The 13,923-nt window shown below is 49.1% G+C and carries 14 protein-coding genes and 1 pseudogene; 2 read left to right on the top strand and 13 right to left on the bottom strand.

Going from position 1 to position 13,923, the window contains the following annotated elements; all coding sequences use genetic code 11:
* Window positions 1–271: pseudogene (locus tag OSQ85_RS11635) on the bottom strand (hypothetical protein); the annotation flags it as partial.
* 335 nt (window positions 272–606) lie between these two features.
* Between OSQ85_RS11635 and OSQ85_RS11630 the strand changes: the two are divergent.
* Together OSQ85_RS11630 and OSQ85_RS11625 are read left to right on the top strand one after the other, a co-directional pair.
* Window positions 607–2,193, top strand: coding sequence for a peptide chain release factor 3 (locus OSQ85_RS11630; RefSeq protein WP_265823285.1), 1,587 nt, complete (start codon window positions 607–609; stop codon window positions 2,191–2,193).
* A 35-nt stretch (window positions 2,194–2,228) separates the two neighbouring features.
* On the top strand, window positions 2,229–2,492 hold the full coding sequence (locus OSQ85_RS11625; RefSeq protein WP_265823283.1) for a hypothetical protein: 264 nt from the start codon (window positions 2,229–2,231) through the stop codon (window positions 2,490–2,492).
* A 39-nt stretch (window positions 2,493–2,531) separates the two neighbouring features.
* Here OSQ85_RS11625 and OSQ85_RS11620 read toward each other — a convergent pair whose 3' ends face one another.
* The 12 genes from OSQ85_RS11620 to OSQ85_RS11565 are packed head-to-tail and all read right to left on the bottom strand — an operon-like array spanning window position 2,532 to window position 13,777.
* A complete protein-coding gene (locus OSQ85_RS11620; RefSeq protein WP_265823281.1) occupies window positions 2,532–3,644 on the bottom strand; it encodes a DUF354 domain-containing protein in 1,113 nt (370 codons plus the stop codon).
* Window positions 3,641–4,741, bottom strand: coding sequence for a radical SAM protein (locus tag OSQ85_RS11615; protein ID WP_265823280.1), 1,101 nt, complete (start codon window positions 4,739–4,741; stop codon window positions 3,641–3,643). Before OSQ85_RS11615 ends, OSQ85_RS11620 begins: the two co-directional genes overlap by 4 nt.
* On the bottom strand, window positions 4,742–5,836 hold the full coding sequence (locus OSQ85_RS11610) for a glycosyltransferase family 2 protein (RefSeq protein ID WP_265823278.1): 1,095 nt from the start codon (window positions 5,834–5,836) through the stop codon (window positions 4,742–4,744).
* Complete coding sequence (locus OSQ85_RS11605; RefSeq protein ID WP_265823276.1) at window positions 5,829–7,061, bottom strand: radical SAM protein; 1,233 nt, start codon at window positions 7,059–7,061, stop codon at window positions 5,829–5,831. Before OSQ85_RS11605 ends, OSQ85_RS11610 begins: the two co-directional genes overlap by 8 nt.
* Entirely contained in the window at window positions 7,058–7,975 is a 918-nt protein-coding gene (locus OSQ85_RS11600) for a glycosyltransferase family 2 protein (protein ID WP_265823275.1), read from the bottom strand. The genes OSQ85_RS11605 and OSQ85_RS11600 overlap by 4 nt, the downstream gene beginning before the upstream one ends.
* Window positions 7,975–8,946 carry a 6-hydroxymethylpterin diphosphokinase MptE-like protein gene (locus tag OSQ85_RS11595; RefSeq protein WP_265823273.1) on the bottom strand — a complete coding sequence of 324 codons (972 nt, stop codon included), beginning with the start codon at window positions 8,944–8,946 and terminating at the stop codon, window positions 7,975–7,977. The genes OSQ85_RS11600 and OSQ85_RS11595 overlap by 1 nt, the downstream gene beginning before the upstream one ends.
* Window positions 8,939–9,613 carry an acylneuraminate cytidylyltransferase family protein gene (locus OSQ85_RS11590; RefSeq protein ID WP_265823271.1) on the bottom strand — a complete coding sequence of 225 codons (675 nt, stop codon included), beginning with the start codon at window positions 9,611–9,613 and terminating at the stop codon, window positions 8,939–8,941. Before OSQ85_RS11590 ends, OSQ85_RS11595 begins: the two co-directional genes overlap by 8 nt.
* Complete coding sequence (locus OSQ85_RS11585; protein ID WP_265823270.1) at window positions 9,610–10,338, bottom strand: inositol monophosphatase family protein; 729 nt, start codon at window positions 10,336–10,338, stop codon at window positions 9,610–9,612. The genes OSQ85_RS11590 and OSQ85_RS11585 overlap by 4 nt, the downstream gene beginning before the upstream one ends.
* Window positions 10,331–11,257: a phosphoglycerate dehydrogenase gene (locus OSQ85_RS11580; RefSeq protein WP_265823268.1), complete on the bottom strand. Its 927-nt coding sequence runs from the start codon at window positions 11,255–11,257 to the stop codon at window positions 10,331–10,333. Before OSQ85_RS11580 ends, OSQ85_RS11585 begins: the two co-directional genes overlap by 8 nt.
* Window positions 11,247–12,254: a Gfo/Idh/MocA family protein gene (locus OSQ85_RS11575; RefSeq protein ID WP_265823266.1), complete on the bottom strand. Its 1,008-nt coding sequence runs from the start codon at window positions 12,252–12,254 to the stop codon at window positions 11,247–11,249. The genes OSQ85_RS11580 and OSQ85_RS11575 overlap by 11 nt, the downstream gene beginning before the upstream one ends.
* A 2-nt stretch (window positions 12,255–12,256) precedes the next feature.
* A complete protein-coding gene (locus tag OSQ85_RS11570) occupies window positions 12,257–12,850 on the bottom strand; it encodes a D-sedoheptulose-7-phosphate isomerase (RefSeq protein WP_265823265.1) in 594 nt (197 codons plus the stop codon).
* A gap of 15 nt (window positions 12,851–12,865) precedes the next feature.
* Window positions 12,866–13,777 carry a class I SAM-dependent methyltransferase gene (locus tag OSQ85_RS11565; RefSeq protein WP_265823263.1) on the bottom strand — a complete coding sequence of 304 codons (912 nt, stop codon included), beginning with the start codon at window positions 13,775–13,777 and terminating at the stop codon, window positions 12,866–12,868.
* Between the last annotated feature and the right edge of the window lie 146 nt (window positions 13,778–13,923).

Here is a 13,923-nt window from a genome sequence, read left to right as displayed (position 1 = left end):
CGTCCGTGTGGACACGAAGATACTGATAGAAGTCCTGATCGTCTGCGTAGTCGTTCGTACGCAGTCTGTAGCGGGACGTCAGCGTAAGGTATATCTTGGTATCATCTGTGATGCCTATACCCTCATGGCTCTCCTTAAACTGTCCGGGAGAGACCTGCTGCGTCCAGCTGTCCGGCGTGTTCGAAGCGCCGTTCTCAAATGCTTGTGCCTTCATTGCCGAAATTGACAATAAAAAACAAAAGAAAATGCACATAATCGACAGATAGCGCATACTTCCTCCAGAAATTTGAATAAATTTAACACCCTTAAATGATGTTTTAATTAGAATAAACATTTTGGACGATGCAGTAATAGTGAATAACCAGTAAAAAAACAGGTAGCAACTGGGTAAATTACTGGTGAATAATTACCATGTTAACAATAATTTATATCAAGGCACAATGAATCGCTGATAATAAATGTCAAATATTACTAAACTTAATGTTAAATATGAACTACATAGCAAATTATAATTTTATGAACGGAATATATTTACATAAACAAGCATTCGGGTTATCATTTCCGGCTTAAAAACTATACCGGGGAACATTTGCCGTGAGTACAAACATGAAGAACGAAATATCAAAAAGACGGACATTCGCCATAATATCCCACCCTGATGCGGGTAAAACCACTCTCACTGAAAAGCTTTTGCTTTACGGCGGTGCATTGGATCTCGCCGGATCGGTTACGGCGAAGAAAAAGCAGCGTGAAACATCGTCCGACTGGATGGAGCTTGAGAAAAAGCGCGGAATATCCATTTCATCCACCGTTCTTCAGTTTGAGTATAACGGCTACCAGTTCAACCTTCTGGACACCCCCGGTCACAAAGACTTCTCGGAAGACACATACCGCGTTCTGCTGGCGGTTGATGCCGCCATAATGGTGATAGACGCAGGAAAGGGGATCGAAAATCAAACCCTCAAGCTTTTTGAAGTATGCAGAAAACGAGGCGTGCCTATTTTCACCTTCATGAACAAGCTGGACAGACCGGCGAAATCCCCCCTTGAACTTATTGATCAGGTTGAGAAAGAACTTAATATACAGACATTTCCCGTCAACTGGCCTCTGGAGAGCGGCCCCTTCTTCAAAGGGGTTTATGACCGTGTAAAAAAACAGGTTCACCTTTTTGAAAAGGTTCCCGGAGGCGCGTATAAGGCTCCGGTATCCGTGCACGACTTTTCGGATGACAGCGTAAAGGAGAAACTCAGCGAAAAGGCATATGATGAGATAGCCGAAGAGCTTGATATGCTTGAGTTTGCGCACAACGGGCTTAATATGGATGAGGTACTCTCCGGCAAAACGACACCCGTTTTCTTCGGGAGTGCAGCCAACAACTTCGGTGTGGAGCTTCTCCTGAAAGGCTTCCTTGAATATTCCGGCGAACCTGTACCCAGAAATGCCAACGGCGCTCCGGTTCCGCTGGACAAGCCGGGCTTTACAGGCTTTGTCTTTAAGATTCAGACCAACATGAACCCCAAGCACCGTGACAGGATAGTGTTCATACGCGCCTGCTCCGGTAAATTTACGAGGGACATGACCGCCTACAACACCCGCACCGGGCGTGAGGTGCGCCTCTCCAACTCGCAGAGCGTTTTCGGGCAGGAGAGGGAGATTAAGGAAGAGGCCTATGCGGGGGACATCATTGGCTTTATCACGAATGCCGATCTGAGAATAGGTGATACCCTCACCACAGACCCGAAGATTGTCTACAACGAGATACCCCGTTTCGCTCCCGAAGTATTCGCTTACATGGAGAGCAACACTGTATCAAACTACAAGGCTTTCAGAAAAGGCATAGACCACCTTCTGGCGGAAGACCTTGTTCAGTCCTTTGAACTTGCGGGCTCCACAAGCGCCACACCGCTTCTGGGAGCTGTGGGACCTCTTCAGTTTGAGGTTCTCCAGTACAGGATGAAGGATGAATACGGAGTGGATGCGGTTCTGGTTTCAAAACCGTGGACGGTTCTGCGCTGGGTTGACCCTTCCGTCTCCGTTGATGAGCTTAAGAAGGCTGTTCCATACGACTGCGCATACGGCAAGGACGATAAGGGCAGGCTTGTCATCCTCTTCCCCAACGGGTGGACAATGCGCTACTTTATTGAAAAGAATAAGGAAATTATACTGCACGAATCACCCGCCGCCGGGGATTAGCCCCTTGCCGGACAAGACATTGCCAAGGGATGAGATTGCTTCACTTCGTTCGCAATGACAAAAATCCTCAAAGCGGAAGCGAAGAACGGAAGATATACAACTCCATGGAGGGAGTTGCGCCGTGCGAAGCGAAGGACGGTTTACCCGTCTGCGAGCGTGTGAAGAAACGGACAGGATGTACCGTTTCTGAACTATCAGAAGGCACATGGATTTGCCCGCGGAGCGCGTACCGCAGCAGAAGCGAGGAACGCAAACGAAGCCAGAGCAGCAAGCGGTTTTACCGCGCAGGCTGCGAGTGAAGAAAAACTGCATGGACGCAGGTTTTTCTGAACTATCTGCTAATCCGGGCTTTCAAACATATTTATCGGGTGGTTCGGTGCGTGGCTGCCGTGGATTATAATATCCGTCATATAATCAAGATTAACGCTCATACCTGAGAATACTGCCGCCGCTTTTTCATCCTGCCTTTTTCCGAAGAGTTCACCCGAAAGCCTGACAAGCTCCTCCCTGTTGTTTGCCCAAACCATTAGCCCCTGATCTATCTGGTATTTATCATAGTGGCTGATGAAGCTTCTGGTGGATATTGCAGGTGTGCCGAAGTAGCATGCCTCTGTGTTCAGTGTGCCGCCGCCCCCTATGAAAAGCCCTGCGAAAGCAAGAAGGTGCTGGATAATAATCTTCTCCTCTATCACGTAGGCATCGGGAAATTCTTTTTTCAGGTGGTCGCTCTCATATCTGGGGATAAAGATCACATTTGCGCCCGTGATCCTTTTAACTTCCATAATACCTTCATAAAGAAAGGGATATTTCCTGCTGACATAGCTTGATTTATACTCTTCCTCACGCACCACTATGTAGGGCTTCTCAGGGTCTATGCCGTACTTGGAGAATATTGCCCTGACGTACTCAAAATCCGCCCTGAAATCCTTAAGCCAGATAAGCGGGTCTATAAAGTTGTATTCGTATATCTGCTCCGGTTCCAGAGAGAAGCGCACGAAAATATCATCCGGCACGACAAACGGCTTAAACACCTTCTCTGACAGCGGAAGGGTGAGCCTTGCCTGCGGAAGAGCCTTCTTGAAGTTTGCCGAGTGATCTGAAAGGGGAATATCATAAAAATTTATAATAGGTATGCCCAGCCCGAAAGCCACCCTGTTGGCATCCACACTGCAAAGGCAGATCAGCTTGCTGGCCCTGTAGATGGATACGTACTCCATGAGTGCCTTCTGGCGTTCGATAGAGGCAGAAAGCTTGTCCGCCAGCCTTTCCCCGCCGAAAACGCCTCTGTCCACATACTCCATTTTATAAAGCTTGAGAAGCTCCACAATCTCGGAATATCCCTCTCCCTGACGGGTGGTGATGAGAACATCTCTCCCCTTGGCTTTTATGCCGTCTATAATCGGCTTGAAAAAGAGGACGCTTTTCGGGGTTATGAGGTCAAACCAGATCATATTATCCCCTTTTGGACATATTCGTCATACCACCACGGACGAAGAGGGATTACATCCTTCTCGCTGAAAATGTAGCCGAATTTGCCGGAATATTTAATCATGCCCACTGCGGGGATGTGCGGCTTGATAACCTCCATCTTGTTGGCGCAGGTGTACAGACAGTCTGAATGGCAGGCCTTGTTCCTGATAAGATGCAGAACTTCCACAGCTTTTTCAGATTCAAGGAGAGCATCCAGCGAACCCGTCTCCCTGAGATTGCCCATGTGGAGCTTTTTCATCCAGAGCAGGCAGGGATAAATGTTTCCGTAGGGGTCTATATCTATATTTCTGGAGCCCATATAGCAGTTGAAGTCAACCCTTCTGCCCTCAAAAAAGGCTTTCTGAAGGAAATATTTGCTGGCGTAGCGCCCCTTGTCGTAGCCTATAGCCACAAGCTGGCGGTCGATTTCGGCCAGTTCCTCATCAGTCCAGATGAAGCTTTCGCGGTTCAGCTCCTTCTTCGTGAGGTTGTCCGTGCAGTTTCTGTATCTCTCCGGGTTAAAGCGCCCGTAGCCTATGTAAAGTCCGACACCGAGCTTTTTCGCAAAGTTGTACACCCACTCTATGAGATGATAGTTCTCTTTATAGATCGTAAACTGAATCCTGAGAGCAACGCCTTTTATCCTGCTGAGGCGTTCCAGAGTCTCAACAGATTTGGCAAAGCCGTCCTTATGGAGGCGTATGCGCGCATTTGTCTCCTCATCACCGTCCATGGAAATATCAAGCCGGTATATGGGAACATGGCGGAGAACATATTCTGCTATCTCCTCATGGCGGTCGGGGAACCAGCCTGTGACCGGAGAATCGATCACCACATCCTTATGGTGGGCATAAAGGGAGTCAACCGCACGGAAATAAGTATCCGTAAGGTGCGGCTCACCGCCTGTTATGTGCACTTTTTTGAGATCCATGTACTTTGATGAAAAAACCGAATCAAGCTCACTGCGGGTGAGTTCCTTGTCCCTTTTGTCCTCAAGCCGCCATATGGAGCAGTAGCGGCAGGGGCCGGGGCAGTATTCCGTCAGAGTGTATGAAATGTCTTCTATTCTGTAATTCATTTATATCCCAAGGCGCTTTTTCAGCCCGTTCTTTATTTTTTCTGCGGAAAGGGCGTTCATCTCTTCCTCAAGCATTTCACGTGCCGCTTTCTTAAGGCGTATCTGTTCGTCCCTTATCCTTATGACTGCGGGTTCAGCGGCTTTCAGAAGATTGAGAAGCTCCGGCGGGCACGGCAAAAACTCCTCTATAAGTTTAATAGGGGCGGCAAAAAGAACCGCCTCGGCATATGCGCTTTCGGAAGCGTAATAGGGCTCAAACTCCGCCCGCTTTTCTATCATCTTAGTCACTATCTCTTTCTGCAAAATCTCATGCGGCATATGCCCGTGGTGATTGAGGCTGCCGGTCGGCCGGTCTCCGCCTATTACAAAATTCTTGGAAAACAGGTTTTTGCCGTGGCGTCTATAGTTTACCTTTGCCCTGTCAAAGAGGATGCTTCCGCCTAAAAGGTTTGCGAAATGGGCGATATAATAATCAGCACAGACACGGAAAGCGTCCGTATTCTCCGTTTTTATCAGGCGGAGCAGATCCGTCCTGAACATCATGGCGCTGGTGGTGCTCCAGCTCCATGTGGGTGTATGGATAACTCTGGGCGAAAGACTGGTTATCTCCTCCGGAGCGATGAAATCCGAGTGGAAATCGCTGATAACCGCTGAGCTTTCCGAAACCTGCCTGTTACGGAGACAGGTAAAGCCCGCCGACGGTCTGCGGAACAGATGAAGGTATATATGAGCGGAAACCGCGTCACTGTCCAGAAAATCATCCGCATCAACAAATACGGTAAACTCTCCCTTTGCTCTCTCAAGCCCGGAGAAAAAGGCGGCGAGCTGCCCTTTGTTCTCATGGTGCTGAACTATATCCGCTCTGTCAGAATATTCCTCTATTATCCGCCTGCTGCCGTCTGTTGAGCAGTCGTCAGTTATGATAAGCTGAATATGCGGATAGTCCTGATTAAGGCATGAATCCACACATTCCCGCAGGTATTTTTCATAGTTAAAGCTGGTGATGATAACTGAGACCAGCGGCATTTTTGCGCTGCCGATAGAAAGCTTTTCATCCGTATGCGCCTGAACTGCGGCTAACGTTTTCTCAACCAATTATTTTCTCCTGCTCTTTTATAAAATGTCCGGGATCGTCTATGTCTTCACCAAGCTTCCACGCCTTCGCCTCCGAAACGCCGTATATGGATGCGTAGTCACAGTGGAAGCCGTCGCATATTCTTCGGAGCGAGCATCCGGCGCATTCTTCGGGAAAAATGTATTCCTTGTGCTTCTCTCCTCTCAGTCTGGCATTCTGTCTGTAAAGAACATCTCTCGGAATATCAGCGCTGAAAAGCTTCAGCAGGTGGGTGTAGAGGTCAATATCCTTAAGATAATGCTCCCTTGTACCGTGCACGGAGGTTTTACCGAAGGAAATACCGTTGTATTCATCTATGCCGTACAGCAGTATGGGGATAGGCGTATCAAGCTCAGGGCTGTCCGACTTCTGGTTCATCCTTGTTGTCCATGTCCATGAGTTGAAGTCCCATTCATGATGATCATAGCTTAACTGCTGGAAGTTGTAAAAGTTTTTAAGATGTCTCCGCTCCGCCGTACACATAGGTAGGTAGCGCACATTAACCTCAATTCCTCCGGTTTCAAGGCGGTCAGCAGCTTCAGCCAGAATCGGCTTAAGCATACTGTAAGAGGGGACATTTCCGCTGCTTCTCCTTCCCTCCTCCATCTGATCAGAAAACGGGTTAAAGGCTATGAAGTTCACTACCGATGCTCCGGATGAAAGAGCCAGCTCTGTTATGCCTTTCAAATCCGCCACAGCGGTTTTTGTAAGGGTACAGTTAAAACGGAAGGGTATGCCTGCCTCATTGAGGTTTTCAATAGCTTTAAGCTGCTTTTTGCTGCTCCCTTTCACGCCTACTGCCTCGTCATAGGCATTCCCTAATCCGTGGACGCTGATCAGAAAATCATTTATGCCGGCATCCCTGTATCTCCCGCACTCGGCTTTTGACGCAAGCCTGATTCCGTTTGTGATAAGGGACGGAGCAAGCCCCATGGAAGAGCATTCTTTAACAAGATCAAATATTTCAGGGTAGATTGTCGGCTCACCGCCTTGAATGTCCACAGCAGTGTTGCCGTAAACCTCTCTCAGAGTGCGGCATATACGCAGAGCCTTGTCGTAGCTCATAAATCTGTTTTCAGGATGAGTTTTATCACTGATTTTATTTATAAAATAGCAGAAATGGCATTTGAGATTGCATGTCTGCCCCAGCCAGACCACACCCCGCTTTGTGAGAGTCCGTTCTCTTGTAACAGAATATCTCCTCACCTCACATGGCTCCTGAATATGTGCTTAAGCTCTTTGTCGGTCTTTATTTTACCGAGAAGAGGCATATCCATGCAGTACCAGAGTATGTGGCGGTAGAGCTCCAGAAGTCCCTTATCCATGTGCTCATGGGTGCGGAATTCGGACAGAAGGTTCCAGCCGTTGTTAAGAAAAGTCCCGCTTATTCCCGCCTTTTTCAGCGCCTCATCCTTGAGAGTGTTCCGCTTGCGCAGAAGCGTATACTTGAAGTCCTCGGAATGTTTTTTACCGTAGTAGCCGTTGCCGCCGTGCAGACGGTACAGCGTAAGTTTTTTATTAATATACAACGACTTGGCGAGAAAAGCCGCCTGAAAAACTATGGTGTCGTCCGCCTGAATGCGCCAGTCAGCCTCATTCACCGGGAAGATTTTTTCTGCCAGTTTCCTCGACACAGAAAGGGTGGAGGTGACATTTCCCGGATATTTTGACAGATAAAAGACCGGGAATATGTTCCAGCCGCAGTAGGGATACCGCTTGAGGCTGTCCTCCACAGGTCTGCCCTGCGCATCCGCCGCCTGATGGTCGGTGTATATATATTCCGCGCCTTCTCTGTGAGCCTTTGCAGTTTCCTCAAGCTTATCGGACGTGTACATGTCATCACTGTCCAGAAAGCACAGCACCTCGCCGCATGAGGCGTTCACGCCTGCGTTAAATGCGGATGCCTGACCGCCGTTTTCCTTGAACACCAGCGATATGCGGGAATCCTCCGCCGCAAGTCTTTCCGCTGCCGCGCGGGAATCATCCACCGAACCGTCATCGACAATGATAAGCTCAAAGTCCCTGAATGTCTGTCCCAGAACGGAGCGCACAGCATCCTCAATATATCTGCCATAGTTGTAGTTATTCAGAATAACGGAAATAAACGGTCTGCCGCTCATTATATATCCTTAAGCAGTTCATTCAGGGAAATTTTCGGGAACGAATCCAGCATAGTCCTTGCTGATGCGTTGAAAACCCTGAAATCATCTTCTGTTATATTCTCTCTCACATAGTCGAAAAATGCCTTCTGCTTTTCGAGATCGGGATAAGTCCACTTCTCCCCTTTTTTCCGGTAGGCAGGATGAAAATGGTTGCACTCACCCGCGCTTTCTATGACACCGCCTTTGCATCCGGCGGGAACACTGAAACTGAAATCCATCCCGATAAAATAAACTTCCTTAAATCCCATATACTTTGCAAACTGCAGCTGGGAAGCGGTAACACTGCTCCCGCCGGCCACTCCGTGAATTATGTCATGGGAAAACGGCAGGTCGGTATATCCGTAAAAGCACGTACTGCCGTCAGCTTCAAGCTTATCCGCAACGCCGTATTCAAAAAACTTACTGCATTTTAATGAGTTTATCACATCACAGCAGTTCTCCGCCACGAGATAATCCTCAACAAAGTAGTAGGACGGTCTCCATTCTGTCTGTTCGTAAATGAGATATATTTTATTGGAGGCGAAGCATATTTCACTTCGGATCATATCAAGGGCTCCGGCAGTCAGGCCGGGTCCGTTGCCCACTATGAAGCATCTCTCCCCTTTGTGGGCGTTTCTGAACGAGAGAAGCCGCCCTGTGTTTGCGGCGGGGTCAAAACCTGCGGGGAGCTCTGCCATAGGCGCTGTTATCACGGGGATGAAGACCCCTGTGCGGCTGTGGATATTCCCTTTCTGCCCTCGTCCGGTGATCAGTGCGGAAAAGCGGTTCTGGGTTTTCAGGAACTCAGCCCAGCCTGCTGTCTTTATCCCTCTGAACTCACCTTCGGCGAAATCATCAACAATGCAGGTAACCTTATACCCGGCTCCCTTCGCCCATTTAAGAGCGTTTTCCGCGGCTCTGCCTGTTCCGAAAACGGCGTACTCAGCCATTTATCCCTTCCGTGAGAGAGTACAGGGTTTCGGCTATTCTCAGATCTTCCTCGGTTTTTATAACGTGTGCGGAGTATTTTTTCAGCGGAAAGCTTTTCACATCGCCGGAATAGGTTCCGCAGCCTCCGCTTTCGTATGCTTTCATATATGTTTCCCGTTTCCAGCCTGTTATGCTCCACGCTATTTTCTCCACGGGTTTAAGGTCCTGCGAGTTTTCCTTTCTTGCAAATGTAAAATTAACCGGACTGCCGTCAAACAGGCACTCCAGAATGATCTCCTCCACACTCAGCAGAGTATCGCATCCGCTTTCAGTGAGAAGCTCCGTGAATCCTTTTATCTCCTCAACGGAGAGAAGAGGGGCTATGGAATGAAGCTGCACAACGTAATCACACTCGTGGCGGGAGAAAAATTCATAAACAAAGTCCTCGCTGGTGGCGGTATTGTCCGCCAGTTTCTCAGGCCTTTTGTGAAACTGCGCCCCCTCACTCAGGGCAAGCCTGCCGAGTTCATCACTCTCCGTGTTTGCCCACACCTCATCAAATACCCCTGCGGAAAGAGCCTTGCGCACTGCAAGAGCAAACAGCGGCACACCGTTTAAGGTGCGCAGATTTTTCTGTTTCAGTCTCTGGCTGCCGAGCCTTGCGGGTATCATACAGATTACTTTCATAAATCAAGCCTTCCGTTGTGAGCAAAAACCGTAACTCTGTTCGGGGCGCTCCCTTTCTCAATCCTGTAGGTTCCGCCTGCGGCCTTAACCAGACCGAGCCCGGCCGCCACATCCCATATGCCTATATCTGTCTCAAAATAAGCGTCCAGCCTGCCTTCCGCCACGTAAGCGAGGGAAAGCGCCGCACTGCCTATGAATCTTACCTTTTTAAACCGCTTTAAGAACACTATGTCTTTCAGCATTTCTTCATCTGAATAATCTCTGTACACAGAGAATCCGGAAGCAACAGCGGCCTTTTCCGCAGAATCAGCGTCACTGCACTGTATCTTCTCGCCGTCTGCGAAGCATCCGCCCCCTGTTCCGGCATAATACAGCGTATCCCTGAAAATGTCATACACATACGACACCTGCGGCACACAGCTTTTCCACAGTGAAACCGACACAGCCGCATGGGGCAGCCCTCGGTGAAAATTATATGATCCGTCCAGCGGATCGAGTATCCAGAATGACCCCTGCACCGATGTATAATCAGGCTGCTCCCCCTCTTCGGAGAGGACGGGAAGCCCGGTGAAATCCGTGAGGAACATGCTCAGTTTTTCATGGAGCTCCGTATCTGTGTTAAGCTTTATATCCCTGCCCGAATCGGACAGGCATTCGCTCCCCGCAGTCAGAGCTTCCCTGCCTGCGCTGCGTATGAAGCTTCCGGCACGCCTTTCGTCAAACACCTCTGCACCCGCTGAGGGCTCTCAGCGCCGCTTCGCCCATTGCCCTCACAGCCTCTTCGGAGTTGCCGCCTATGTGCGGCGTGCAGACCACGTTTTCCATGCCGCAGAGCTCCACATCATAAAACGGCTCTGTATCGTAAACATCAAAACAGGCTCCGCCGAGGCGGTTTTCTTTCAACGCTGTCTTCACAGCATCCGTGTCAACCACGCCGCCGCGGGAAGTGTTTATAAGAAGTGCAGAGGGCTTCATCAGTCTCAGCGCCTGTTCATTTATCATATTCCTTGTTTCCGCCGTCAGCGGCACATGGAGGGAGACGACATCCGCACTGCGGAAAATCTCCTCCTTTGAGGCTGGCAGTGCGCCGTTTGCCGCACAGAAGTCATCAATCGGGAGTATGTCATTGCAGAGAATCCTGCACCCGAAAGGCTTAAGCAGCATCACGACTTCACGCCCGATGTTTCCCGTGCCTATTATCCCCACTGTTTTGCCGGAGAGCTCACACCCGCCGTTTTTTACCCAATCTCCGCCGCGCATTCTCAGGGATGAGGCAAAAATATTGCGCATATGCCCCAGCATGAACCCAAGCACAAGCTCCGCCACGGAACGTCTGTTTACTCCCTCCGCGCCGAAAACCTGCACACCTCGTTCTGCGCATGCGGCAAGGTCTATATTATCAAGCCCCACACCGTACTTGGCAACAGCCTTAAGTTTCGGCAGTGCCTTGAGCGTTTTTCCGTCTATTTTGTCCAGACCGACGATCAGCGCCGTACAGTCTCTGTAAATCTCTGTCAGTTCTTCAAACGTCAGTCTGCGCCCGAAGGGGTTGAATATCACCCCACCGAACATCTCCTCCGCTTTTCTGCGGAGATATTCGCACTTGCTGAAAGCAACGGTTGTAACCCCTGTCTCAGTGGGCATCACACACACCGGAGTTTCTGTATATCCTGTCCACAAGCTCCATGACGCCCAGCGCCTCATCTATGCTGCCGTGTTTAAGGGGAGCGCCCTCCGCGACTGCACTTATGAAGTCCTCAAGTTCAAGCTTCCACGAATCGTCATACTCAAACCATGTGGTCTCCTCTTTGGGCTTGCCCATGGCGAAGGTGACATCCTCAAACTCCCTGCGCCCGGTAACAAGTTTTTCAGGAGCATAGCTGCGTGTGGCGGAAAGAATGCCGTCTAGATTCACGAAACCGTCCTCAAGGCATATCTCAAGGAGGAATTTATGCCGCCACTGGGTTGCGGAGGAGTGAAGCATGGCTGTTACGCTTTTATCGGTCTGCATTATGGCAAATGCGTTGTCCTCCGCCTCCACCTTCCAGTAAAGGCTGGTGACAAAGCTGTTTATCTTCGTGAACGGCTCCCCCGCGAAATGGAGCATCAGATCAAGCATGTGTATGCCCTGATCAATCAGGATTCCGCCGCCGCTGTACTTGCGGTAGTTGCGCCAGTTTTTGTCGTAATCTATGCTGCCCGCCTTGCCGTAAACACCGCGCATCCAGAGAATACGCCCGTAGCTGCCGGAATCTATTATCTCCTTTGCTTTTATAACGGAGTAGTGGAAGCGGTGGTTAAAGCCGTATTTCAGCACGAGGCCGGAGCTCTTCGCAACCTCCTCCACCTCTTTCAGTTCGGAGTAGGTTGTCGCCGGGGGCTTTTCACAGAAAACATGCTTTCCGGCAAGCAGCGCCTTTTTGGTGTATTCCGCTGTCACGTTGTTGTAGGTGCAGATGAAAACCGAGTCTATATCCTGTTCCAGAAGGCAGTCGAAGTCATCGCAGATGTGCACGTCCGCAGGGAGGATATTTTTGTCTATATCATACACGGCCGCAAGGGTGATCTGTCTGTTTTTTGCTATCTCCGCCGCCCTTATTCTGCCCATTTTGCCGAATCCGGCCATGCCCGCTTTTATCATCACTACTCCAGAGTGTACTTGGTGGATGCCCCTTCCTTCGTTGCCACAAAGTAGGAATAAATTATGTGATCAAGTATCATGTGCATGTCTTCCACAAGGCCGTACTCCCCTTTTTCGGTCTGCACGTGAAAGCTTATGTCGGACAGTTCCCTTAATTTCCCGCCGTCAAACCCTGTGCAGCCGATTATCCGTGCTCCTAAACTCCGTGCGTATTCGGCGGCCTTCACTATGTTCGGGGAATTGCCGCTGGCGGAGATGGCTACCAGCACATCCCCTTTTTTAAGGCGGTTTTTTAGCTGGGCGTAGAATATGTTGTCGTAGCCCACATCGTTTGAAATAGCCGTAACCGCCGGGATATTATCGGAAAGGCACATGACACTGAAATTTTTTATGCCCCTGAGCTTCAGCCCCACCCCCAGATCCGTTGCAAAATGGGAAGCCGTGGCGGCGCTCCCTCCGTTGCCCATGAAATAGACAGTGTTCTCAAAGGGATCAAGCCCGTCAAGAAGCTCAATAATTCTGTTAACCGCTTCTGTATCGGCGGAATCGAGCAGTTTAATCAGCTTGTTTATATAGACTGCGGTGAAATTACTCATTATCATTCTCCGACTTCATTTCGGGTAAGGTCCTGTTGGCAGACCTTCGTATAAATCTATCAACGGCAGAGCATCCCCGAAAAGTTCCCTGCATCTTTTACGCATCATTTCCTGCTTGCAGTCGGACGAAAGAATTATAGCATCCGCCTGTGTGGTGTCCCACTCAGAAGCCTTCACCGGAGTAAGCCCCCAGAAGTTCTTCGTTTTATCAGGATAATCGTCCAAAACCGCTGCAATACACGGCATATTCAGTTTTCCAAACACATCATTCATCCATTCGGTATGTCTGCCGGCACCGAACAGTGCTATCCTTTTTATCCCGTCCTCATTCACCAGCTTTTTCAGAGCTTCGGAAACATTATAGCGTTTGGACACAAAGCCGCTATTAAGTCTGCCTTTATCCGCAGTGAAGTAAACTGTTGTCTGTGAAACGGGTATATATTTGCCAACATTCTGAAAAGGGCTGATGTAATAACCTATTTCCTTTATTACGTCTCTGCGGTTGTCTATAAACCTGTTCAGCGCATGAGTAACTTCGGGAGTATCCACATTACCATAATCATCCACAAGCATAATCCCGTTTTCTGCCAACAGATGAATGTATTCTTCCATATCCTGCATGGCATAATACATCCGGTGATCACCGTCCACGTATATGATGTCGTATTCTTTGCTTTTGTACGCTGAATCAAAATATTCGGCAGAAGTCATCCGGTGAAGGCTGTAGCCTTTGCTGTCGTAGTATTTCTTTGCAGATAAATAGATTTTATCAGCATCCGATGATGAATCCCAGTATGCTCCGGTGTACGGATCATCATCTGAACCAAGATAGGGATCAACACCGTCATAGCTGATTATATTGAGGGAAGAACTGGCAAAAAGCTTTGTCAACCCTGCCTTAAAAACGCCTATTTCCAATATTCGCACTTCATTTCCTCTGAAGTATTTCTCCATCACTGAGACTATTCCTGCCGGAGCCCGTGCCCCTTCGGAAGGCTTTGACGGAGAACAGAGTTCTTCTATATTAAAAATTGATTTATCACACATATACATTCAACTTCAGGAACGGCGAA

The organism is Geovibrio ferrireducens, assembly GCF_026226615.1.
Lineage (GTDB): Bacteria > Chrysiogenota > Deferribacteres > Deferribacterales > Geovibrionaceae > Geovibrio > Geovibrio ferrireducens.
The sequence above is the reverse complement of the archived record's forward strand: the minus strand, read 5'-3'. Positions and strand labels throughout refer to the sequence as shown.